At 42.6% G+C, this 25700-nt stretch carries 17 protein-coding genes; 7 read left to right on the plus strand and 10 right to left on the minus strand.

From position 1 onward, the window contains the following. The first annotated feature begins 5 nt into the window (after positions 1 to 5). Positions 6 to 974 (plus strand): Gfo/Idh/MocA family protein, encoded by a 969-nt coding sequence (locus ACFQ1M_RS05195; protein WP_386404893.1) that lies wholly within the window; start codon positions 6 to 8, stop codon positions 972 to 974. A gap of 38 nt (positions 975 to 1012) precedes the next feature. Here the strand turns inward: ACFQ1M_RS05195 and ACFQ1M_RS05200 are convergent, their stop codons facing one another. The 10 genes from ACFQ1M_RS05200 to ACFQ1M_RS05245 are packed head-to-tail and all read right to left on the minus strand — an operon-like array spanning position 1013 to position 11186. Then, positions 1013 to 2374, minus strand: a complete 1362-nt coding sequence (locus ACFQ1M_RS05200; RefSeq protein WP_386404896.1) for a T9SS type A sorting domain-containing protein — start codon at positions 2372 to 2374, stop codon at positions 1013 to 1015. Between the two features lie 60 nt (positions 2375 to 2434). Next, positions 2435 to 3502, minus strand: coding sequence for a T9SS type A sorting domain-containing protein (locus ACFQ1M_RS05205; protein ID WP_386404899.1), 1068 nt, complete (start codon positions 3500 to 3502; stop codon positions 2435 to 2437). A 5-nt stretch (positions 3503 to 3507) separates the two neighbouring features. Next, on the minus strand, positions 3508 to 4806 hold the full coding sequence (locus ACFQ1M_RS05210) for a TRAP transporter large permease (protein WP_386404902.1): 1299 nt from the start codon (positions 4804 to 4806) through the stop codon (positions 3508 to 3510). A 10-nt stretch (positions 4807 to 4816) separates the two neighbouring features. After that, positions 4817 to 5281 (minus strand): TRAP transporter small permease, encoded by a 465-nt coding sequence (locus tag ACFQ1M_RS05215; protein WP_386404905.1) that lies wholly within the window; start codon positions 5279 to 5281, stop codon positions 4817 to 4819. Positions 5282 to 5286: 5 nt separating this feature from the next. Further along, positions 5287 to 6267, minus strand: a complete 981-nt coding sequence (locus ACFQ1M_RS05220) for a TRAP transporter substrate-binding protein (RefSeq protein WP_386404907.1) — start codon at positions 6265 to 6267, stop codon at positions 5287 to 5289. Between the two features lie 17 nt (positions 6268 to 6284). Beyond that, positions 6285 to 7472 (minus strand): DUF4861 domain-containing protein, encoded by a 1188-nt coding sequence (locus ACFQ1M_RS05225; protein WP_386404910.1) that lies wholly within the window; start codon positions 7470 to 7472, stop codon positions 6285 to 6287. A gap of 11 nt (positions 7473 to 7483) precedes the next feature. Beyond that, on the minus strand, positions 7484 to 8278 hold the full coding sequence (locus ACFQ1M_RS05230) for a gluconate 5-dehydrogenase (RefSeq protein WP_386404913.1): 795 nt from the start codon (positions 8276 to 8278) through the stop codon (positions 7484 to 7486). A gap of 3 nt (positions 8279 to 8281) precedes the next feature. Continuing rightward, a complete protein-coding gene (gene kduI, locus ACFQ1M_RS05235) occupies positions 8282 to 9121 on the minus strand; it encodes a 5-dehydro-4-deoxy-D-glucuronate isomerase (RefSeq protein WP_386404916.1) in 840 nt (279 codons plus the stop codon). Positions 9122 to 9143: 22 nt separating this feature from the next. Beyond that, positions 9144 to 10346, minus strand: a complete 1203-nt coding sequence (gene uxuA / locus ACFQ1M_RS05240; protein WP_386404919.1) for a mannonate dehydratase — start codon at positions 10344 to 10346, stop codon at positions 9144 to 9146. Between the two features lie 12 nt (positions 10347 to 10358). Then, complete coding sequence (locus ACFQ1M_RS05245) at positions 10359 to 11186, minus strand: SDR family oxidoreductase (protein ID WP_386404922.1); 828 nt, start codon at positions 11184 to 11186, stop codon at positions 10359 to 10361. Positions 11187 to 11423: 237 nt separating this feature from the next. On the opposite strand from ACFQ1M_RS05245, the gene ACFQ1M_RS05250 reads away from it, so the two are divergent. The 6 genes from ACFQ1M_RS05250 to ACFQ1M_RS05275 all read left to right on the plus strand — a co-directional run bounded on the left by ACFQ1M_RS05250 (position 11424) and on the right by ACFQ1M_RS05275 (position 25694). After that, complete coding sequence (locus tag ACFQ1M_RS05250; protein WP_386404925.1) at positions 11424 to 13091, plus strand: hypothetical protein; 1668 nt, start codon at positions 11424 to 11426, stop codon at positions 13089 to 13091. Positions 13092 to 13150: 59 nt separating this feature from the next. Further along, positions 13151 to 17245, plus strand: a complete 4095-nt coding sequence (locus ACFQ1M_RS05255; protein WP_386404928.1) for a hybrid sensor histidine kinase/response regulator transcription factor — start codon at positions 13151 to 13153, stop codon at positions 17243 to 17245. Positions 17246 to 17475: 230 nt separating this feature from the next. Next, the gene (locus ACFQ1M_RS05260) at positions 17476 to 20475 is read left to right on the plus strand and encodes a SusC/RagA family TonB-linked outer membrane protein (protein WP_386404931.1); all 3000 of its coding nucleotides are present in this window, start codon (positions 17476 to 17478) and stop codon (positions 20473 to 20475) included. A 50-nt stretch (positions 20476 to 20525) separates the two neighbouring features. Further along, positions 20526 to 22046, plus strand: coding sequence for a RagB/SusD family nutrient uptake outer membrane protein (locus ACFQ1M_RS05265; RefSeq protein ID WP_386404934.1), 1521 nt, complete (start codon positions 20526 to 20528; stop codon positions 22044 to 22046). Between the two features lie 23 nt (positions 22047 to 22069). Beyond that, positions 22070 to 23254, plus strand: coding sequence for a glycoside hydrolase family 88 protein (locus tag ACFQ1M_RS05270; RefSeq protein ID WP_386404937.1), 1185 nt, complete (start codon positions 22070 to 22072; stop codon positions 23252 to 23254). Between the two features lie 4 nt (positions 23255 to 23258). Next, entirely contained in the window at positions 23259 to 25694 is a 2436-nt protein-coding gene (locus ACFQ1M_RS05275; protein ID WP_386404940.1) for a glycoside hydrolase family 2 protein, read from the plus strand. The last annotated feature ends 6 nt before the right edge of the window (positions 25695 to 25700 follow it).

Below are 25700 nucleotides of genomic sequence, written 5' to 3' on the forward strand. Positions count from 1 at the left end.
TTGAAATGAAAACTGTTAATTGGGGTATTATTGGTTGCGGCGACGTTGCTGAGGTAAAAAGTGGCCCGGCATTCAAAAATGTGCATCATTCTTCCTTATTGGCAGTGATGCGACGAAATAAAGAAAAAGCCGAAGATTTCGCCAAACGACATCAGGTCCCTTACCACTTTGATGATGCCCAAGCTGTTTTAGCACATCCAGAGATCAACGCAGTTTATATTGCAACACCACCTTCCACCCATTTGCAGTATGCGTTACAAGGCTTGGAAGCGAACAAGGATGTGTACTTGGAAAAGCCGATGACCCTTAATACTGCAGAAGCTGAACAATTGTGCGAAGCACTGAAAAATAGCAGCAGTAAACTCACGGTAGCACATTACAGAAGACGGTTGCCAGCATTTTTGAAAGTGAAGGAACTCCTGGACCACGCGAAGATAGGAGAGATCATTAGTGTGGACATTCAGATCTTACAACCAAAGATGTCCAACATCATTGCTACGACAGAGGAACATTGGCGATTGGACCCATCGATTTCTGGAGGTGGATATTTTCATGACCTTGCGCCACACCAATTGGACCTGATGCTACATTGGCTGGGGCCCGTTGAAAGATATGCTGGCTATGCCACAAATGAAGATCCAAGTTCGAAAGTAGCGACAACGGTCAATGGTATCATGCATTTTAAAAATGGGGTTCAATTCAGGGGATTATGGAGCTTTAATACGGCTGAGGATAAAAAAGACGAATGCAAAATTTATGGGACAACTGGAAACATTACCTTTTCATTCTATGGCGATAAAGTAATACTGAATAAAAACGGGGAAACTTTCATCTTTGATTTTGAGAATCCAGTGCACATTCAACAGCCGATGATCGAGGCAACGGTAAAATATTTTAGTCATTTGGGCCCTAATCCATGTTCGGCCTCAGAAGGTCTTGCCGTGATGAAGGTCATGGATGCCTTCACCAAATAAGAATGCGCTTTATCTGATATCATGAGGCAAATGCTGCCTCATTCTTTTATGACCATTTTCGTCATGTGCCCACTGGTACCAGCCAAATTAAGTATATAGACTCCAGCACCTAATTGCGACAGGTCAACACGAGTTGTTTCCTCGCTGACAATCAGCTGTTTTTCAAAGACCAATCTTCCCTCAATGTTATAAATGGTGACAGAAAGGTCATTCAAATTATCACCAACAATTTGAAGCTCGTTTTTCACGGGATTTGGATAAAACGAAAATCTCAAAGTTTCAACAGTATCTGTGCCTAGCGTAGAACAGGTCACAATATTCCAGCTTGGACAAAACTCGAATGCGTCGGTAGAGGCTGCCGTGTTGCTAGTTTTTATCCAAGGACTATCTGGGTTTCTAATGTTATCCCAGACATGTATTTCTGTGGAAACCGCACCTCGCGAAGTAGCCGTTGGGATGTAATCCAAGGTGCCGAGATTGAAAGTGTTGTTAAAAAAGGCATTTCTGTATCCCGTTTTATAGGTATAGCTGCTTGTCGTTCGGTTGTTAAAATCGATAATGCTGTTGATATTGGTCTCTCCATTTACATTGAATGTATTGTTGTAAACGAACGCATAGATACCTTTGATATCCATAAAGGAGTCGGAAAAATTGGCTCCAGTGATACCGGTTCCGTCCATAACACAATCTTTTACCACGTTGTATTCGGTGCCTTCTTTGATATCAAAGTGCTCTGCTCTGATATTAGGACCCAAAATACAATTGGTGACGGTATTGTTATTGCAATTGGGATCATAGGTGCCGTGTTGCCCGCGATCCGAACCGATATAAATGCCTTCTCCAAAGCCAGGTGACTGAACACCGGTATTGCTTACCGAACAATTTTCTATGGTATTGTGACTAGAGCCACTTCTGATATGTATAGCCTCTTCGGCCACATCTTGAACATCCACATTGAATAATGTACAATAATTGGCTGTATCCAGCATAATTCCTTTAGAACCTTGAGCCACTTGTATATCCCTTATTATCCAGTGATCGCCAGTAATGCTTATCACAGCTCCGTCATAAATATCATTATCGGGGCATTGCAACAAAGGTCGATTGGTACTGCTAGAACCTCTAATGATAATTGGATTGGTGGCGGAGCCGCTTCTGTCTGAGGTAAACCGAACAAACTTGCCAATGGCATCCTCGATCTTTCCACTCGGTTCATAAGTTCCAGGCGCGATAATGATCTCATCTCCAGGATTTGCGATGGCCATGGCATCTCTTATGCAGTTTACGGTACTACAATTATAAACGGTAGCATATGATAAGCTGGCCGTTGAAAGACAGATCAACATAAGAAAGGTAGCTTTCACTGATTTTAGTGACGTAGGTAAAGTTGTGATTAACATAGTTGACTTTTTTTAAGGGCGATATTTTTACTTTTTCAAAATCGAATATAAGAGGTTGAGTTATTCAACCATACATTTTAAAACTTTCGCAGTATTCTTATTATTTCTAATGACGATATAATAGAGTCCAGTTTGAAGTCCGGAAACATCGATCTTATTTCGTTTCAATCTACGGTTCAAGGAAATAAGCTGCCCGATGCTATCATAAAGATGAATGCTATCATAATCGTCTGATCTAAGATTCTTAATTCGGATGATATCAGACGAAGGATTCGGAGTCAGCAATATATCATCTGCTTTTCGCTCTAGGTCTGTAACGCTTAGACTACCAATTTCTTCAATACTGAAATTTGCAAAAAACATTTCTTCATCCCTTAGGTCAGCTGGATTGTTCAGACTTCTATAGATACCCCATTTTGGTCGTGCAAAACTGGCACCATCTTGCCAAGTGTCCATGTTGTTATTGGAGTGATCGAGTAAAACTTGACCGTCGGAGACGCGCTTTAATTCGATCGAATAACTACCTGCATCGTCATAGGCTATGGTCTCGGTCACTTCGATCCAAAATCCTTTGAACAACGACAGCGCAGCTTGGTCAATGGTCGTCTGACTATTGGTTGGTGTGTATCTCAATTCCAATCGATCAGGGCTCGCCTTTCTCAGCGTCAGGGTTATCATTGGAATAGAAGCATACGGCCCACCGACCGACTTGATCTGATGGATGTGTGTAAAACTTGATGAAGGTTGAAAGTTGGCGTCGATCTTGAACTTCCATGTATATACCACCGTTTCGCCTTGTACGGCTTTCAAATTGTCTGGAGATTGATTATAGGTCTTTATCTCCACACGTTGTCTGTCAAAATTGATACAACGGTCGTTATCTGGGGTCACGTGTGCGATGAACCTAAACACATCAGTGTTCAGCGTTGCATCAAATGTCTCTTCAATATGCCTTCCGAAAGTTGTGTGACCACAGTCTGGCACTTCAACAGCGTCATAGCCAGGAGCCAATACCGAGTTGATAAGTTCGTAGGTGTTTCCAGCACCATCGGCATCCAACGTTACTTGTGCTTGAACAAATGTTGCGGAAAGCAAGAAAAAAGCGAAATGTAAAAGCGGTCGTCTCATAACTACTAAATTAGGTCAAATTGTCTTGGTAACCACATGGTCAATTCGGGGAAATAGGTGATAACTAGCAAAATGACGATCATCGCAACAAACAAGGGCAACAAAGGCCTTATCACCTTTTGAATACTCAATCCGGCAACGCTACAGCCTACAAACAGTACAGAGCCCACAGGCGGTGTACAAAGTCCGATACACAGGTTGAGGATCATAATGATTCCAAAATGAATGGGGTCCATTCCCAAACTCGTCACTATCGGAAGAAAGATAGGGGTAAAGATGAGTACGGCAGGCGTCATATCCATAAATACACCGACAAACAACAAGATGAGATTGATGATGATAAGGATCACTATCGGATTATCACTGATTGCCAGTAAGGTAGTGCTTATTTCCTGCGGAATATTTTCGTAAGACATCACCCAAGACATGGCGATCGAAGTTGCAACCAGTAATAATACAATTGCTGAGGTCTTTATGGTTTCGAGCAATATTGGTGAGATATCTTTAACACCGATCTCCTTATAGGCGAAGCCCAAAACAAGGGTGTACACCACAGCGATGGCCGAAGCCTCGGTCGCGGTGAAAATACCCGCCACTATACCTCCGATGACGACTACAAGCAACATCAAACTGGGAAAAGCAGCGATAAATCGTTTGAAGAACTCTTTTACACTGACAAACTTATCCGTGGGATATTTTTTGATGATCGAATAGACTGCAGCAACGATCATCAATGCAAGGCCAACCAATATTCCTGGAACATAACCCGCGATGAACAATGCTGCGATAGAAACGCCTCCACTTGCTAGGGAATATACTATAAGTACATTACTCGGTGGGATGATCAAACCAGTGGTGGCACTTGTGATGTTCACAGCGGCACTAAAGGGTTTAGAGTAGCCATCCTTTTCCATCATTGGATTCATAAAACCGCCGATGGCGGATGCTGCTGCTACCGCAGAACCCGAAATGGCCCCAAAAAGCATACAGGATATGATGTTCACAAAGGCCAAACCTCCTGGCAATGGGCCCACGATCGCCTTGGCAAAATTGATCAGGCGTACGGCAATTCCTCCGCGATTCATGATCTGGCCAGCAAGAATGAAAAACGGTATGGCCGATAAGGTAAAGCTGTCCAAAGAGGTGGCCATCCGTTGCGCCAAGGTCGTTACCGACGGCAAGAATGGCATTGCACTCAGCAAGGTGAACAAAGCGGCTAAACCTATGGCATAGGCAATGGGCACTCTGAGCGATAGAAAAACTAAAAAACTTAAGACTAAAATAAAGACTTCGATATAATTCATAATTCTAGACTTAATTGTTTTTTGGTTTGGTTAAAAAAGTATGAAGGCTGTAATAACAGATAAGCAATCCAGAAACAGGGACGACGAGATAAATGATACCCAGAGGGATCTCAAGCGTTGCAGAGGTCTGTTCAAATTGAAAGCTTAATTGACAAAGTCGTATGCCACCAACGACCATGACAGCAAATGCAAAGACAAAGACGGATATATGCACAATGCCGTCAAATAGCTTTTGTCTTTTTGACACAATCCGCTCAGGAATTAGATCGATGGCAAGATGTAAATGTTTTCCTGTGGCATAGGCCGCCCCGAGCAATCCTACCCAAATAAGGGAGAAACTGGAGATCTCGTCGGTGATGGTGCTGGGTGCTCGTAATACGTATCTCGAAAATACTTGCCATATCACGCTTAGGAGCATGAGGACTAATACAAAAAGAACGACACGCTCAAGTATCTTATCGATGGTTGCTCTCATGATGATTATTGTTGTTGTTTTATTGCTTTGATAAGGGCGGTCATTTCTGCATCTCCTTTAAAAAGGTCCAAAATTCCTTTGGTCTGAGCCTCAAAAGGGGTCTTATCAGGGAAGATGATCTGTACGCCTGCTTTCTTCACCTCGGCCAATGATTCCTTCTCCGAATCGGCCCATAGCTGCCGCTGTGCGATCGTTGATTGGGACGTCGCCTCTTTCAACCATGTACGTTCTTGATCGTTCAAGCGATTCCAAGTATCAAGGCCTATAAGCAAAACATCTGGTACCGAGGTATGCTCATCCAAACTATAATACTTGCATACTTCGTAATGTTTGGAGGTATAAAAGCTGGGTGGATTGTTTTCGGCGCCATCCACAACTCCTTGCTGTAATGCTGTATATAATTCACCCCAAGAAATGGGGGTGGGAGAGCCTCCAAGGTCATTGACCATGGCGACCGCCATATTGCTCTTTTGCACTCTGATCTTTTTACCAACCAGATCCGACGGGGAATTGATTGGATTCTCTTTCATATAGAAACTACGACTGCCCGCATCATAAAAGGTCAAACCTCGAAGCCTGAATTTTTCACCTTTCAGCAGAAGCCCTTCACCGATTTCGCTATCAAAGACACTAAACGCATGTGCGCGGTCCCTGAACATATAGGGTACACTAAAGACCTTATATTCTGGAATAAAATTTTCTAAAACCGCTGCTGAAACTTTGGTGATGTCCAGACTTCCGATCTGTAGCAACTCCAAACACTCGCGCTCGCCACCTAATTGGGCACTGGGATAGATGCGTACCTTGAGCTTCCCTTCCGACTTCTCTTCCAATCGCTCTCCTAGGATCACCATTGCTTTGTGCACAGGATGTTTGGTGTCCAGACTATGTCCTAATCTAAGAACCTTGACATCGTCTTTAGTTTGGCAGGCAGAAAAGATTGTGGTGACACTTAGAAAAAGAATATAAAGATGCTTTTTGATCATATCTTTTGTTTTTAGTTCTAAAGTTGGGTCACCTTCAGAGGGTTTCTTACTTTTCTTGAAAAATCGGATAAGTAATCGTGCCAGTCTTTTTCAGTTTCGAACTGACCACTTTTTTTCCATCCGAAGCCAGCATAATATTCAATTTGGCATTCTTTTACTTTTAGATGGGCATACAGGTTGCTCTCATCTTTTCTATCGGTCATGTAGGTCTCATGTCCTACCAAATATCCCTTAGGAATTACCAATCCCTGTCCCAACTCCGAATCATCGAAAGGTTCCCAATAACTCATCCAACCATCAGTGGTTTTGGTACGGGTATTCCCGTCTTTTTTGTGCAAGGTCATCCCTACAGAAAGCGTATCCGTGCCTTTTACTTCAATGACAAATTTTGAAAGATTTTGACCATAGTCCAGTGAAATATGTTTGGATTCTAGGATGGTTTTACCTTCGGCATCCCACGACGCATAATCCAAGACGAAACTCGTCCGTATGGGGCCATTGGTAATGGTTTTCCATTTAATGAAGTTTTTAGAAAATGCATAGGTGGAATCTGTTTTTAAGGCCGTTCCACCAACACCTCGACTTACTCCTACATGAAAATTGTCCAATCCTTCACCCGAATCCTCATGATATGAACCTGCGCCAGAAGTGTGTTTTTTGTACCATTTGTCGATAATTGGATACTCCACACGTTTTAGCCATGCATCAATACCACTAGATAAAGTTCCTCCTTGTACACCATCTTCTTTCATTTTCTGTGCAGTGGGACCAAAGGTTCTAAAGGCAACACGATTATTCTCCCAGGCGTAATCGTCCGTACGCTCGGGTACAAATCGAGAATAGCATCGCATCGATGTTGAATCTTCCTTTGCCTCAGAGGGTGTTGCGATGATGGTGAATTGTTTTTTAGAATGGCCCTTTATTTCGGGTTGAAATAACAAAACGTCCATGGTTCCATCCCCATCAGTATCCACTAGTTGTGATAGTAGCATGTCGCCGTTTTCTTTATTCACTACTTGGATGGTTTTCGCACTTTCATTTGAAAATGCATCAAGACTATTGAGGTCAACTTCTACCGTTTCAAAACTGCGATCGACATCCAAGTCGTTGGCAACTTCGATGGTTGCGAGTTCGGAGGACTTGCTACAATTACTACTGATAAATACAATTGTAATGAGAATGAAAGTAATTCGAACTAATTTCATTGGTTTTAAACTTATGGTTCGTTAGATGGTTTTCCGATGGTCGCCAGAATACCGCCATCGACATATAGGATATGGCCATTGACAAAGTCGCTCGCCTTGGACGAAAGAAAGATCGCTGCGCCGGCAAGATCGTTGGGGTCGCCCCATTTGGCTGCTGGTGTTCGGTTCACTATAAAATCATTGAATGGATGACCATCCACACGGATGGGAGCGGTTTGGGAAGTCGCAAAATAGCCTGGACCAATGCCGTTCACCTGAATGTTAAATCGGGCCCATTCTGTGGCCATGTTCTTTGTGAGCATTACCAGACCACCTTTGGCGGCAGCATAGGCCCCCACGGTGTTTCGACCCAATTCGCTCATCATCGAACAGATGTTGATGATCTTCCCCTCTTGGCGTTCTATCATTCCGCGAACCACATGTTTAGAGACGATAAATGGACTGATAAGGTCGATTTCCACGACTTTCTTGAAATCTTCTACCTCCATGTCCATCAGAGGAGTCCGCTTGATAATACCGGCGTTATTGATCAAGATGTCGATAGCACCTACTTCGGTCTCGATCTTTTTGATATTGTCGATCACCTCTTGTTCATCTGCCACATTAAACTTATAACCGAAGGCTCTGACACCTTCCTTTTGGTAGTCCTCCAGTGCCTTGTCGATCTTCTCTTGCGAAGAGTTGCCATTGACAATAATGGTCGCTCCTGCTTTTCCCAAGCCCATCGCCATTGCCATGCCTAAGCCATGCGTGCTTCCTGTGACCAGGGCAACTTTACCGTTGATATCGAATAATGATTGTGACATAGCTTATCTGAGTTCCGTTATTTTGGCCACATCCATATCACCGTAATCTAAGTTTTCACCCGCCATTCCCCAGATAAAGGTATAATTGCTGGTTCCGGATCCTGCATGAATGGACCATGGTGGCGATATCACGGCTTGATGATTCTGCATCCAAATATGTCTGGTTTCCTGAGGTTGCCCCATAAAGTGGCATACCGATTGATCTTTTGGAACATCCAGATAAAAGTAAACTTCCATTCTGCGGTCGTGTACGTGGGCTGGCATGGTGTTCCAAACACTTCCTGTTTTCAATTCGGTCATTCCCATTTGTAACTGACAAGTAGTAACGATGCCACCGATGATCATCTGACTTACGGTCCTGTGATTGGCGGTCTCCAGACTTCCTAGTTCAATCTTGTTAGCTTCGGCCAGACTTACCTTTTTTATCGGATAGCTCTCATGTGCCGGGGCAGAATTGATATAGAATTTCGCTGGGTCCTTCGCATTATCACTTTTAAAGATCACTTCTTTGGCACCTTTACCAATGTACAAGGCGTCTTTATGGTCTAACTCGTGGGACGCACCATCGATTTCAATGCTTCCTTTCGCACCTACGTTGATGATTCCCATTTCTCGTCGCTCTAGAAAATAATCGGCCTTCAACGGGTCTATGGTCTCTAATTTCAAATCGGTGGTAGGAACAGCCGATCCTGCGATGTAGCGATCGTAATGCGTGTAGGTCAATTTTATTTTCCCTACCTGCATCAGGTCATCGATCAAAAATTCATCTCGCAGCTGCTGAGTGTCGTATTGTTTTACGGCTTGCGGACTAGAAGCGTATCTTGTTTCAAATGTTGTTGACATAGTGTTTTTATTCTGAAGTTGATTAATTGGTCAATAATTGTAGTGAATTTCGAATTCCGAGTTCGAGGCCACGTAATTCGGCCAACCCTCTTAAGCGTCCGATACCTGAATATCCTGGGTTCGTCTTTTTCTTTAGGTCATCTAGCATTTTATGTCCGTGATCAGGTCTAAATGGCATGCGTAGATCTTTACGTCCCGATCTTTCTCTCCAAAGCTGTTCCTCCACCAAGGCCTTCATTACCCCGTACATGTCCACGTCGCCATCCAGGTGATTGGCTTCATGGAAGTTGCCGTATTCATCGCGTTTGGTAGACCTGAGATGGATGAAGTGAATGCGACTACCAAGCCGCTTCACCATACCCACAAGGTCGTTATCCGCTCGCACACCAAATGATCCTGTGCAAAAGGTAAGTCCGTTATTAGGACTATTCACCGCTTCGTATAGATCTTTGATGTCCTGTTCTGTACTTACTACTCTGGGCAACCCCAAAATCGGATAGGGTGGATCGTCTGGATGAATACACATCAAGATTCCGGCTTGTTCGGCGACAGGAATGATCTCTGAAAGAAATGCGAACAAATGTTCTTTCAATTCTTTGGGACCGATATTCTTGTAGGTCGCTAAAATGGTGTTGAACTCTTCCAGGGTATAGCCTTCTTCCGCTCCGGGTAGCCCCGCAATAATATTCCTGATCAGTTTCTGTTGATCTTGGGTAGAAGTGTTTTTAATATATGTTTCTGCAGCTTTCTTTTCTTCTTCGGAATAGGATTCGGCTGCACCTGGGCGTTTGAGAAGAAATAATTCGAAAGCAGCAAAGGCATCAGCCTCAAACCGAAGTGCGGTTGAACTGTCCTCTACTTCATAATCAAGATTGGTTCGAGTCCAATCTAAAACAGGCATAAAATTATAGCAAACGATATCGATGTCGCAAGCGCCGAGATTCAATAGGGTTTGTTTGTAATTGTCGATATACTTTTTATAATTCCCCGATCTCGTCTTAATATTTTCATGAATTGGCACACTTTCCACCACAGACCATGATAACCCAACACTTTCGATCTCTTTCTTTCGTTTTTCGATTTCCTCAACGGGCCATACTTGCCCATTTGGGATATGGTGCAAAGCAGAGACCACTCCTGTAGCTCCTGCCTGTTTGATATCTAAAAGTGAGACAGGGTCGTTAGGACCGTACCATCTCCATGTTTGTTCTAAATGTAAACTCATTCTATTATTCTTTTAAACACCGCTATAAGCGGCAAAACCACCATCGATAGGGATTACAACACCGGTGACAAATCTTGAGCTGTCGCCACATAGCCACAACGCAGTTCCTATGAGGTCTTCGGGCTCTCCGAAACGGCCCATTGGTGTTTGTTCAATGATCTGTTGCCCTCTAGGAGTAAGACTTCCATCCGCCTTAGTCAACAATGACCTGTTTTGATCTGTCAGAAAAAAACCTGGAGCGAGCGCATTTACTCGGATACCCACTTTTGAGAAATGGACCGCTAACCATTGGGTAAAGTTGGATACTGCCGCTTTGGCACCGCTATAGGCAGGTATTTTCGTCAGCGGAGTGAAGGCATTCATCGAAGAGATGTTCAAAATGCTGCAACCCTCTCTCCCCACCATATCGCTAGCGAAGATCTGCGTAGGTAACAGGGTACCGATAAAATTCAAATTGAATACGAATTGGATACCATTGACATCTAGGTCGAAGAATGTTTTAAAATCTTTGTCCTTATTCATTAGGTCCTCTGCCACTAAAAATGGATTGCTGGTAGTGCCTAGAGGATGATTCCCACCAGCACCATTGATAAGAATATCACATTTACCAAAGGCCTCATTGATCGCTACTTTGGCCTTTTCAAGTGTCTCCTTTTCTAAAACATTTGCAGCGACACCAATAGCGTTACCACCTTCATTTTTAATAAAATCCGCCATATCATCTGCGGCTTCTTTTCGCAAGTCCAATACCGCTATATTATGTCCTTCTTTAGCTAATGCCAAGGCCATAGTGCCACAGAGAACACCTCCAGCCCCGGTTATCACAATAGTTTTACTCATAGTTGGTTGTTATTCATTTTGATCGGTTAGTGTAAGGGTCAAATTCAATTGATTCTAGTCTATATAGATCATCGAATTTCTTTAGAATTTTAAATTACGATAACTTTCTCAATTCTTTTTGGCATTACCAGCATTTTAAAGCTTTTAGAACAATTTTACGACCATTTCTGAACGTTAAGTAACCTTATTCAAGGTATCTTTACGATACGTCTTAAATTAAACAATACCTGTAGCAAAATGAATGTCAGAACCCTTTCAAGTGTACTTTCGGCAATCCTTCTTTTTATATTTTCATTCACTGAATCCTTCGCTCAAGAGGTCCCGATGATCATCAAGGACAAAAGCACACGGGCAGCTAATTATTTACCAGATTTCAGTTATGCCGGATATCAATTCGGAGAGAGGCATATTCCCAAGAAGATGGAGACTACGATCAATGCTTCTGATTACGGCGTTATCGCAAATGATGGTTTAGATGATACGGAAGCTTTGAAAAAGGCTATTGTTGCTGCTTCAAAGGTCAAAGGAAGTGTCTTGGTGCAACTTCCCGTTGGGCGGATCATCATAAGTGATATTATATACATAGAACGAAGCAATTTTGTGCTTCGTGGTGCTGGTACTGGAACCAAAGGAACTGAAATCTATTTTCCCAGACCTCTTATGTATACCAAAGATTCTGAATCGCTTCAAGAGCTTAGAGAATACCTCGTTCAATTTGATAAACGTCAACGAGAAAAGGAGAACAATATCGATTTGCCGTTTTCTCAATACGCATGGTCTGGAGGTTTTATATGGACCCGAGTGCCTGGTGTTCGTGTAAAGTCGTACCTTCAAAAATACGAGCGCCCATTTCATGTTTTGGCCAAGGTAATAAAAGGCAAGAAGGGGACACATACGATTGAAGTATCAAGCGTGACGGATCTTAAGGCAGGTGATGTCGTAATATTACAGCTATTCAACAAAGAAGGAGAAAAGGGGACCATCATCAATGATATGTATAAGGGTGCTGATGTAAAGGTTGGGTCACATCATTGGATGTTTCCAGACCTTCCGATGGTAAAACAAGAAGTATTGATCACAGCCGTTTCCAAGAATAAAGTGACGATAAAGACACCATTAACTATAGACATAAAGCCAAGCTACCAAGCACAATTGTCAACCTGGGAGCATTTGGAAGAGGTTGGGATAGCGCATATGCGATTGACCTTTCCACCAAGCCCTAGGGTAGCGCATCATGTTGAACCTGGCAACAATGGAATTTTTTTGACGCGTGTCTTCAATAGCTGGGTCGATGACATTGTGATCGAAAACGCCGACAGTGGTATCTTGACCGAAGAAATAGCAAGTGTCACCATTCAAAACATCACCACCAAAGGGACCAACAAAGCACACTATACTGTTGCTATGGCTGGGGTTCATAATGTCCTAGCAAAGAACATCAACGTGTATAATTGGGCCGTACATCCACTTAGCTTCAACACCTTTTCTACAAAAAATGTGTATTTGAACTGTGAAGTATTTGTAGACCCCATCTTGGATCAACATTCTGGCGCCAATCATCAAAATCTATTCGATAACATCACGGTACATTTAACCCCTCAAGAAGATCGAACGTACCCGTTATTCGCCGGAGGCGGGGCTCCTTATTGGAAACCATCGCATGGGGCATACAGTACCTTTTGGAATATTAAGGTGCGTTTGTTGGGTGGATTGGACGATGATGCTCCTGTGATACTTAACGGGATGAAAGACGGACCTTTGGCGAGGGTTATTGGGGTCCATGGCAATCATCAATTTAAGGTAGTATATGAGCCTGACGCCTATATGGAATTTACTAACCGATCGCTCGAAAAAATTCCTTCACTCTATGAATTTCAACTGAAAAAACGTTTGGGCAACCATTAAAATTTTGATTTAAACCATAGTTCATTACTTTTATCACCTATCAGACCCTCGTTTTTTGAATGTTTAGAGCATATACAGTTTTATTGGCCCTCGTAGTTTTCGTTGGTGGTTATCCACAATCGGATACTTATAAGTTTAGACATTTATCCACAGCAGAAGGATTGTCGCAAAGCTCTGCCATTGCCATTCATCAAGATCAATTGGGCCAGATGTGGATTGGCACACGCGACGGACTCAATAGATACAACGGTAACACATTTACCGTATTCAGAAATATTCCAGACGATTCAACCTCTATAAGCAATAATGATATTCTGTCGATCGAAGAGGATAGCGATGGCTTCATTTGGGTGGGCACATACAACGGACTCAATAGATTCGACCCCAAGAAAAATACCTTCACTACGTATTTTCATAACAATGGTGAAGCCTCATTGAGCAATAATACGATATGGACGATCAAAGAGATGAGCAACGGGGAGATTTGGATAGGAACATCCATGGGGCTCTCAATATTCCGTAAGGATAGCAGCGATTTTATCTCGATATTCCAATCAGAAACCGATAGTGGTCTAGCTGGAAATCATATTTATTCCATTTTAGAGACCAAAGATGAGGAGGTGTATGTCGGAACAACCAGTGGACTCAGCCAGCTGACCGGGCGTGACGGTAAAAAACCGATCTTTAGACCGATAGATTTTTCTTGGAAACATTCTGGCGATGAATATTCACCATACATCCAAGATATTTTGGAGGGGTCGGATGGTCATCTTCTGGTGGCCACGAGAAATCATGGGATTCTTTTGTATGATCAAACGACTCAAGCTTGGCGGCCTTATTTTGAAGAGGCCCGGTCGGATCGAGAGATCAATGTTAGAAAATTGATCTATGATAATGAAGGGACGCTTTGGGTAGGTACCTATAACGGACTTCAGGTTGTGACTCCCGATCGCCAGGTCACCTCATTGGTAAACCAAATCAGTGATCCAAAGAGTTTGAGCAAGAACTCTATCAAAACGCTATATAAGGACCGCAAAGGTTCTATTTGGGTCGGTACATATTATGGCGGTGTCAACATTTGGGATGAGTCCAATGTGAATTTTATCAATTTTTCGCAGACTTATGGAAATAAAGGACTTAGCTACGATGTGGTGAGTTCGATTGCCCATCGCAATGGAGTGCTTTTCTTTGGTACAGAAGGTGGTGGGATCACAATTTTGGACACAAAAGACCAGACGACCACGTATATCGATCAACAAAACACTTCGGCCTTGCCAGATAACAATATCAAATCGCTTTACTTGGCTGATGGCGGACATCTTTGGATAGGTACCTTCAACAATGGCCTAGCTGTTTACGATATAGATCGTGACACATTTGATGGTACTAAGATCTCAGCAGAATTAGCCACTTTCCTGGATGATGTGGGTGTGTATAACGTGAAGCGCGACAACAATGGCGCACTATGGATAGGTACCTTTGGTAAAGGACTTGTAAAGTATAACGAAACCACGGGAACACTCATCATCTATAGACATCGAAGCTCCGATAAAAATTCTCTTTCCAGCGACCTGGTCAGGGCCATCAACATAGATGCTCAGAACAACATTTGGATCGGTACCGAGCGGGGCTTGAATTTGATGGACAGCTCTGGATCTATCCGGCATTACTTCTACAATAGCCAAGTCCAATCTGGAGACGATATCTCTACCATCTTCGAAGACTCTTCCAAACAGATTTGGGTGGGCACAAAAGCGAAGGGATTGTATCGGTTTGATGGGGTCAAGTTTAACCATGTAAAACTTAGGGATGCAGGCCAGATGGTCTCTGCCGTTCATAGTATTTTAGAAGATCATAACGGTCAGCTCTGGATCAGCACCAATCAAGGTCTTATACGATATGATCCTAAAGACGAGAATAGCACGGTCTACAATCAGAAAGAAGGATTGGTGAGTAATGAATTTAACGACAATGCCAGCCTCAAAGTTGGCGATTCTCAATTTTATTTTGGGGGGCCGGCCGGTGTCACTTCTTTTGATTCGAAGAACTTGGCAACGAATGATTACTCTCCACAAGTGATCATTACAGACTTTAAAATCAGGAACGAGTCCCTAGATCCACAAGGAGAAAATAGTGTCTCTCAAAACACCATTCAATATACGGACGCTCTGGAATTATCCTATGAACAAGGTAATTTCACTATCTCCTTTGCCATCCCTAGCTTTATCAACTCTAGTAGTAATAGGTATCAGTATCGTTTGAAGGGATTGGATGAAGATTGGGTGACCACTTCACAAAACAGTGCTTCGTATACGATACAGAATTCGGGTGAGTACATCTTTGAAGTAAGGGGAGCCAACAATGATGGGGTTTGGAATGAATCTCCTACACAGTTGTCGATTCTTGTCAATCCAGCACCATGGCGCAGTTGGTGGGCATTTTTAATTTATGGACTTCTCATATTGGCCGCGCTCTACTTCTTAATGTCGATATTAAAATCAAAAACAAAATTAAAGCATCAGCTCGATCTCGAACATATAGAGACAGAAAGAACCAAAGAGGTGAACAAGGCCAAATTGGAGTTTTTTACAAATATCTCTCACGAGTTTAGGACACCCTTGACCTTGATCCTAGGTCCGTTACATCAGATCTTGGACAACTATAAGGGAAGCAGTAAAATGTACAAGAAACTAAAAGTGATCGAAAGCAGTGCAAACCACCTGCTGCAATTGATCAATAGGTTGATGGATTTTAGAAAGTTGGAGAACAATCTTTTTAAACTAGAAGCGGCTGAGGGAAATATTGTGAAATTCTTACGAGAAATATACCTCTCATTTAGCGAATATGCCAAGGATGGCGATTATGATTATAGCTTTCATACAACCGAAGATCAGATATTGGTCTACTATGACCGCTATAAACTAGAACGTGTATTTTACAACTTGATATCCAATGCATTTAGATATACCCCAAAAGGCGGGAGAATTGCAGTGAGGATAAGGTTGGAGAAAGATGAGATCATCATTCAGGTGGATGATTCTGGTGTAGGTATTGCTGAAGAATATCGAGATAAAATATTTGAACGCTTCTTTGAAGTTTCAGTGAATAACAATCCAGATCACAACTACAACAAGGGTACGGGAATCGGACTCTCTATTGCCAAGAACATTGTGAACTTGCATAAGGGTCGAATTTGGGTAAAGCCTAACGATGACGGGAAGGGATCTATATTTTCGGTGGCGCTACCCTTAGGAAGCGGCCATCTCAAGGAAGAGGAGATCATTGAGGATTTTAAATTTAGTGATGACGTTTCGCAGTATGTGGACCAGTTGAAAGAGCCCAGTCTTACGATGGAAGAAGAGGACCTCACAGACCAGATAAAGTCGAATGACAAGGCAACGGTACTGCTGGTTGAAGACAACAAGCCGCTACGTTCTTTTATGAGGAGCATTCTGAAGAACGACTACAACATCTTAGAAGCCGAAAATGGGAAGGTAGCTTTACGAATCGCCCAAAAAGAATCGCCAGACCTTATTGTTTCAGATGTGATCATGCCAGTAATGGTAGGGACCGAGTTGTGTTCAGCGATCAAGCAAGATATCAAGACCAGTCATATTCCGATCATTCTTTTGACAGCAAGGACCTCTCTGATCTATAAGTTGGAAGGCTTAGAAAGTGGGGCAGACGACTACATTAGCAAACCCTTCAATGTTGAAGAATTTAAGGCGCGTATCAAAAACCTTATAAAATCGACCTCGCGTATCAAAAATAAGTATAGCTCGGAGGACAGTTGGCTGCCTAGTGAGGTCATCGTATCGTCCTTGGACGAAAAACTATTGAAGAAAGCCTTGGAGATCGTTGAAGAGAACATTTCCAATGAGCAATTCGATATCCCACACTTTTGTTCAGAACTTGGAGTCAGCCGTACCATGCTTTTTATCAAAATTAAGGCATGGACAGATTTTACCCCCAACGAATTCATTCAACACTTTAGAATGAAACGTGCTGCGCAGCTTTTGGAGCAGGGAAAGATCAATATTTCTGAAGTAAGCTATAAGGTAGGATTCAAGAATCCGAAGTACTTCAGCAAGTGTTTTCAAAAGAAATTTGGCGAAACCCCCACACAATATGCCAACCGATTTTCAATCGATTAAGCACACTTCTAGCGAAAAGCACTAAAAGCACCTAAAACAGCTGCTTTTTGGATGTTTATGTACCTATTTCTGAATTTTTATCTCCGTTTTTCTAGGTAGCTTTCAGCAATGAAAAATAACGATTTCAGTAGGTCTTCACTAACCGCAGTACTAATAATGGTGATTATTATTCTGGGACTTACAATAATTTACTTTAGTTAACCAAACAAAAACACAACCTAATGCAAAAAATGAAAAAAATTGAATCGATCAAGTACAGTTCGATTCTTGTCTGTTTCTTGTTCTCCCTTTTTTCCTACGCGCAGCAAACCGTGTCAGGTATTATAACGGACAGTCAAGATGGCACGCCGTTACCTGGGGTCAATGTCGTTGTACAAGGGACAAGTATAGGGACCTCCTCGGATTTTGACGGAAATTATACCATTCAAGTGCCGAATGACAGCGCTGTATTGGTATTTAGCTTTGTTGGATATACCAATCAAGAGATCGCTGTTGGTGGTAGAAGCACTATCAATGTTTCCTTAGTTGAAGATGTAAATCAACTTGGAGAGGTTGTTGTGGTCGGCTATGGTACTACAAAGCGAAGCGATATCACAGGAGCCGTTTCTTCGGTCAAATCTGAAGAATTAAACGAGTTTCCAGTATTGAATGTAGAACAGGCCTTACAGGGTCGAGCAGCTGGGGTCGCCGTTCAGACCAATAATGGTGGGGAGCCAGGAGCTCCAATCGCTGTTAGGGTACGTGGTAATACCTCCATCGGTGCAAGTAGCTCCTCGTTGATCGTCGTAGATGGTTTTGTCGGCGCTACACTGCCGCAGCCTGGAGATATCGAATCCATTGAAATACTAAAAGATGCCTCAGCAACGGCGATCTATGGATCGAGAGGTGCTAATGGAGTTATTTTGGTAACTACTAAGAAGGGGGTAAAAGGGAAGCCATCTATAGAACTGAACAGCACCTATTCCTTGCAATCGGTAGCCCAAACCTTAGACCTTTTAAATGCCGATCAGTTTGCGACCTATCAGCAGGCGATTAACCCTGCTTATGTTCAAGGTCCGGCCAATACGGACTGGCAAGATCTTATCTATGATTCTGGTAGCACTGCTAACCATCAATTGTCATTTTCTGGTGGGGCCGACAATATAAATTATTATGCCTCTGTGAATTATTTCGATCAAGATGGGGTGGTCATCAATTCTGGATTTGAACGATTCTCCTTTCTAAGTAATATTGACAGTCAAGTAACTGAAAAGTTAAAAATGGGTGCTAACCTCTTTGGAAGTAGAAGTATAAAAGATGGAGTTTCATCACAAGCTGATACTGGCGGACGAGGTAGCGGGGATGTTATTTCGCTAGCCTATCGTTTCGCACCAGATCTAGGGATTCTGGATGCTGACGGCAATTATACATTCAACTCGGTGGGAGATGATGTAGACAACCCATTCGCCGTCGCTGTAGTTTCGGTAGATGAAACCAAGCGAGATGAATTTAGAGCCAATCTCTATGCAGATTATGAGATCATCGAGGGACTTACGTTCAAGACCACTTTTGGTTATAGTACGGTAAATGAAACGAGAGGGACCTTCAAGCCTTCTTCACTGATCACCAGTGCAGGGGACCAAGGCGGAATTGCGGGAATCGCTAATCTAAAGCGATCCAATACGCTAAGTGAAAATTACTTGACCTATAATAAACAGTTTGGAAAAAGCGACATAACATTATTGGCAGGTTACTCCTATCAGAATACGATAACCGAAAGAAGTAGCGCTGGTGCCCAAGGATTCATCACCAATAGTGTCTCCTATCAAAATTTGGGTCAAGGAGCTGTACCTCTTACACCTAGTTCAGAGTTTCAACAAAGAGAGATCATCTCGCAATTTGGAAGACTGAATTATGGTTTTGATGATAAATATCTTTTGACGCTTACCGTGCGTCGAGATGGTGCGTCAAATTTTGCAGCGAACGAGAAATATTCTTTCTTCCCGTCAGGGGCATTGGGATGGAGAGTCTCTAACGAGGACTTCTTAAAGGATAACGAGGTCATTTCCAACCTTAAACTGAGAGCCAGTTACGGGGTCACAGGGAATCCAGCCATTCAGCCTTATCAATCATTGGCCAGCTTTAGAGACATCTACGCTGTGGTAGGAGACCAGACGGTGAATGCCTTGGTTCCGCGACAGGCGGCAAACCCCAATTTGAAATGGGAAACTTCCTATCAAACCAACTTTGGTCTGGACCTAGGATTCTTAGATAACCGATTTTCATTATCTTTAGATGTCTATAATATTGATACCGAAGACCTAATTCTTAGAGATGCCTCTATTCCAGAATATTTTGGATTTGAAGTCGCTTCCTTTAAGAATATTGGAGAGATCAGTAATAAAGGTGTAGAAATCGCCTTGACCACAAGAAATATTTCCAATGAGAACTTCTCTTGGACGACAGATTTCAACTGGTCAAGAAATAGAAATAGAATTGAAAAATTGATTGAAGGTGATGACATTATACTTGATGCGTCTCCAGGACACTTCATCCAAGATGAAACTCATATTTTAAGAGAAGGTGAGCCCGTTGGAGTATTCTATGGATTTGTATATCGTGGTGTATATCAAGGTGGTGCATTTCCTGATGGTACTGCTAGTTTTTCTAGCAATGCGGGTGATGAACTCTTTGCCGATTTAAATGGTGACGGAATCATCAATTCAAATGATAAAACGATTATCGGAGATCCCAACCAAGACTGGACGGCGGGTCTCACCAACACCTTTCGCTACAAGAATCTAGACCTTACGATCTTTTTTCAAGGAGCTTATGGAGGAGATATCTTTAGCTTCACGAATCTAGAGCTAGCTTCAGGAGGTTCGAATGCAACAACAGAGGCGCTTGATGCATGGACCCCTACCAACACGAATACCAACGTGCCTTCAGCGGCAAATAGAGAAAAGAGAATCACCTCTAGATTTGTTTATGATGGTAGCTATATTCGACTAAAGAACATCGCGCTAGGTTATAATTTGCCAACGAATATCGTTGAAAAATTGGGGATGGATAAAATTAGGCTGGGCATAAGTGGTCAAAACCTTTGGACGATCACCGATTATCCTGGGGCCGATCCCGAAGTAAGCTATAGGGCATCTGGAAATCAGAACAGCAATGTGAATCAAGGCTTTGATTATGGTAATTATCCCAATATCGAGTCCATTACCTTTACTGTAAATCTAAAATTTTAAAAGTGCTTTCTTATTTGTAAAGAACTTCCAATCATAAAAAAATCAAAACAATGAAAAATTTCAAGTATCTATTTTTAGTATTAGGTATCACACTTTTTGGGTGTTCCGATCTAGAAGAGGAGCCCGTTGGGCTGCTTTCTCCGGAGGGATTTTTTAAGAGTCCAGATGATGTGCAAACGGTGATCAATGGGTCTATCGGTAATATGGCAGAAGAGGCATTTTGGGGACGTAAATTGTCGCTGCCATTGATGTTGCGCAGTGATATGGTGGGTATTGGTGACTTGGGGACACCGCAAAGACGTCAGGATCATGACAACTTCACCGTAACCGACGATAATGGAATGATCACCGCCTACTGGCCAAGAACCTATCAGATCATCGCCGGCACGAATGAGGCGATCGCAGGTGCCAACTCAATAGATGTTCCTGATGATGTGATCAATCCAGTAAGCGCGCAAGCCCATTTTATAAGAGCCTATGCGTACTATCACTTAGTGAGATTGCACGGAGATATTCCGTATATCGATTTTCCGATAACGGATGCTGAAGCAGCTGCGAGCATTTCTAAGACACCCGCGGCCCAAGTATATGAGAATATTATTGCCGACCTAGAGTTTGCTAAAACATGGTTGCCAAACACACAGCCTACAAGATCATTACCTTCCAAGGCGACTGCAGCCGCCTATTTGGCTTCTGTATATTTGACCTTAGGAGATTATCAGAAAGCTTATGATGAGGCTAAATTTGTGATCGATGGCGAAGGAACATTCGGTCTTATGTTGGCTTCGGATTTCCAGGATCTCTTTGACGCTACCGTAGGTAATGCCCAAGAAGAGCATCTCTTCTCACTGCATTTCAATGGATTCAGAGATGGAAATTATGGACAAGATTATACAGCAGCATTAACAGGAATAAGGGCGAATGAATTCGGCGATATTGGTGGGGGATGGTCTGTGGCCGTACCAAGTGTAAATGTTTACGATACATGGAATGGACAGGATTATAGAAAATCAGTCAGTTTAGATACTATCGGAATATTTGACGGGAATGTAGAGCCGTTTATGAATTTTCCATCCTTTGATTCTAGAAATATACAAAGTGCCTATATCGCAAAATATTCGCGTTTCCCAGGGCAGACCTCTAACGGTAATGGCCGTGGGTCCGAGCACAATTATGCTTTGATGCGATATGCTGAAGTGTTACTCATCGCTGCTGAAGCATTAAATGAAATATCACCAGGAAGTACAGAGGCAGATGGATATGTGAACAGAATACGCGCAAGAGCACGAAATGCGAATGGCGTTACAAGAGCATATCCGCCAAATGTAACTCCTGGATTGTCTCAAGATGCGTTTAGAGATATGGTCTTGGAAGAGCGTAAGTGGGAACTTGCCTTCGAGTTCAAACGTTGGTACGATATCGCAAGACGAAGACTTGGAGATGAAGTTTTCAATGCTTCAGGATTGGAAACGCGTCCCAATTTTAGTGCCGCGAGAGATTATTTACTTCCGCTACCGGCCGACGAATTACAGCGAAATCCAAATCTTGAACCACAGAATCCAGGATATTAAGTTTTCTCATTGTTGTTTAGTTTATGTTTAGAATTAGTCTTTACGTCTTTGTCTTTGGGTTTGCAGTCTTAAATATGTCTTGCAAGCCCAGTGGCGAGGACAAAAAAGTAGCGGATACTATCGATATAGATTCGCTGCTAAACATCAGGTATTCGAAGTTGTTAAAGTATCCTGTGGATTCCATGGCGTTTCCCAGAAGCTATAATGTAGCGACGAACACCATCAAAAAAGTACCTTCTAAAGACTGGACAAGTGGTTTTTTTGTAGGCAACTTATGGCAAATTTATGCATTGACCGGTGATGATGCATATAAAAAACGAGCAGAGCAATGGACTCCCCTTGTCGAAAGGGAAAAGCTAAACAATAGAACCCATGATATGGGGTTTAAAGTTTTTTGTAGCTTCGGGAATGGCCTTAAGGCCAATAAAAATGATTATTATAAAAATGTCATCATTAAGAGCGCGCAGACGCTAAGCACAAGATTTAATGAGAACGTTGGAAGCATCCGTTCTTGGGACTTTAACAAAGATATCTGGGAGTTTCCTGTGATCATAGACAATATGATGAATCTCGAGCTACTTTTTGAGGCGACGAAGATCACTAAGGATAGTAGCTTTCACAAAATGGCAGTGACACATGCCAATACCACGCTAAGAAATCATTTTAGAGATGACAATAGCACCTATCATGTGGTCGTATACGACACGATCAATGGTAGCGTAAAGCAAAAGGTTACCCACCAAGGCATCAATGATGAATCTGCTTGGGCCCGTGGTCAAGCTTGGGCCATTTATGGTTATACAATGGCCTATCGATATACAAAGAATGCAGATTACCTTAAACAGGCAGAGGAGACAGCCAATTTTTTCATCGATCATCCAAATTTACCAGCAGATGGAATTCCGTATTGGGACTTTGATGATCCAAAGGTCCCTAACGCGCCGCGGGACGTTTCGGCTGGTACCGTTGTTGCATCGGCTTTGATCGAACTTTACGCATATACCCAAAATGAAAAATACCTGAATCACAGTAAAAAGGTCATCGACCAGCTACAATCTGAGAACTACATATTAGAGGCTGGTATCGAGGCTCCGTTCATCTTAAAGCACAGTACTGGAAACTGGCCCAAGAATGACGAAATCGACGAACCTATCGTATATGCCGACTATTATTTTTTAGAGGCGCTATTAAGATTAAAAGCATTGTAACTTCATGAAGTTAAAATATATTTCTAAGAATGCTATCGTATATAGTATTGGTTTTCTTTGTGCCTTACTGGTCCTCGTTTCTTGTGAAACTGCATCCGTAAGTGATACCCAAAGAGCGAAAACAAACATCAATACTAACTGGTCGTATCTAGAGGATGATACAACACGTATAGAACAAGCGCTAGATACCGAAGCTTGGAGCTCGGTAAACCTGCCACACAGTTGGAATAGTTTGGATGCGACCGACCTAGACCCAGGCTACAGGCGTAGTGCTAGTTGGTATAAGAAAACACTAGATATTCCCTCGATAGACGACAGTGCAATCTACCAATTGTATTTTGAGGGTGTAAATATCACCTGTGATGTCTATGTGAATCAACAGCGCGTTGGAGGGCATATTGGCGGTTATATAGGTTTTACGATCGATATCACAGATGCCCTGCAAAGTGGCGAGAACGAAATTCTAGTCCGAGCAGATAATGGTTTCGATCCAGAGATCATTCCTTCCCAAAAAAGTGACTTCTTCATCTTTGGTGGAATCAATAGGGATGTTTGGTTGAAAACACTTCCAAAACAGCACCTCGAAAATATCAAGGTCACTACTCCAAATGTTTCAAATGAAACAGCATCACTAGTGGCGGAGGTTTCGGTTGTAGGAGTCGACGATAATAATGGCCAGAAAGTAGTGGCCATACTTGAGGACGAAACCGGCGCTCAAGTTTCGAAAGGCAAATTTTCGATTCGCGAGAATAAGTCGATTGTCAGATTCGACGATATCAAAAACCCGAAACTATGGAGTACGAAGAGTCCAAACCTATATACACTGACTGTTTCATTGGTAGACCAAGACCTCATGAAGGATAGTCTATCCGAACGTGTCGGTTTTAGATGGTTCGAATTCAAGGATCACGGTGCGTTCTACCTCAATGGAGAACGTTTACTTCTTCGCGGAACACATCGGCATGAGGAGCATGCTGGTGTTGGTGCGGCTATGAGCAATGAGCAGCATCGAAAGGATATGGAACTCATCAAAGAGATGGGTGCGAATTTTGTGCGATTGGCACATTACCCGCAAGACCCAGAAGTTTATAAGGCCTGTGATGAACTTGGCTTACTGGTTTGGGATGAGCTTCCTTGGTGTCGAGGAGGGCTAGGAAATGATCGATGGAAAGCGAATACCAAAGAGATGTTGAAAGAGATCATCACCCAGAACTATAATCACCCAAGCATCATTCTATGGTCCCTAGGAAACGAGATCTATTGGCTTCCAGACTTCGAGAACGGAGATGATACAGATCAAATAAACACGTTTCTAAAAGAGCTAAATACACTGGCGCATGAATTGGATCCAACAAGAAAAACGGCCATTAGAAAATATTATGAAGGGGCCGATATCGTGGATGTATTTTCACCTTCCATTTGGTCTGGATGGTATTCAGGAAGTTATAAAAGCTATGAGAAGGCCATCGACCTTTATAAAAAACAATATCCGCATTTTCTTCACGCCGAATATGGTGGTTCCAGCCATTTAGGACGTCATGCAGAGAATCCTATTACCGGAGAAGGAAAGATCATGGCCGATGGATGGGAAGAGGCCATCGTGCAGACCAACGTCGCCAATATTGCACAGATCGGTGATTGGAGCGAAAGTTATATCGTCGATCTTTTCGATTGGCATCTGAGAATTTCTGAGACCGATTCTAGTTTCGTTGGAAATGTCCAATGGGCCTTTAAAGACTTTGGAACACCGCTGCGACCAGAGAACGACATTCCATATATGAATCAAAAAGGGTTGGTAGACAGAAGTGGAAATCCGAAAGATGCGTTCTACGTTTTCAAGAGTTATTGGAGCGACGAACCATTTACCTATATCGAATCTCATACATGGAAAGAACGGCAGGGCCCAAAGGATAAACAACGAAATATCAGTGTGTATAGCAATTGCCCACGTGTCGAATTGCTTTTAAATGGAAAGAGCCTCGGTGTAAAAGAAAAAGACATCACCAAATTTCCTGCATCTGGTTTAAACTGGGATCTGAACTTTAGTGAAGGGAGCAATCAGTTGGTCGCTTTAGGAACTATTGCCGAAGGGAAAACAGTGACAGACACTCTTCATGTTAATTATAGATTCACTAAAAACGGCAAAGCGAAGGAGCTAAAGTTATCGTCAAAGTTGATGGATAATGGAAACTACCTTGTCACTGCCACAGCGTATGATGCAAATGGCCTACGCTGTCTGGATTATGAGAATCGTGTGTATTTTCAATGCTTATCAGGCGGGGAGACCATAAAGAGTCATGGCACGCCTACAGGAAGCGAGTCGATCTCTATGGCCAATGGTAAAGCCTCGATAGAGGTAAAAAGAGATTCTAAGGACACTCCTTTAGAGATGATGGTCCTCAATCAAAGCTTCAAAGGCACTTATTTAACGATAGAATAAAAAACT

The sequence above is a fragment of the Sungkyunkwania multivorans genome, assembly GCF_042675645.1.
Taxonomy (GTDB): domain Bacteria; phylum Bacteroidota; class Bacteroidia; order Flavobacteriales; family Flavobacteriaceae; genus Sungkyunkwania; species Sungkyunkwania multivorans.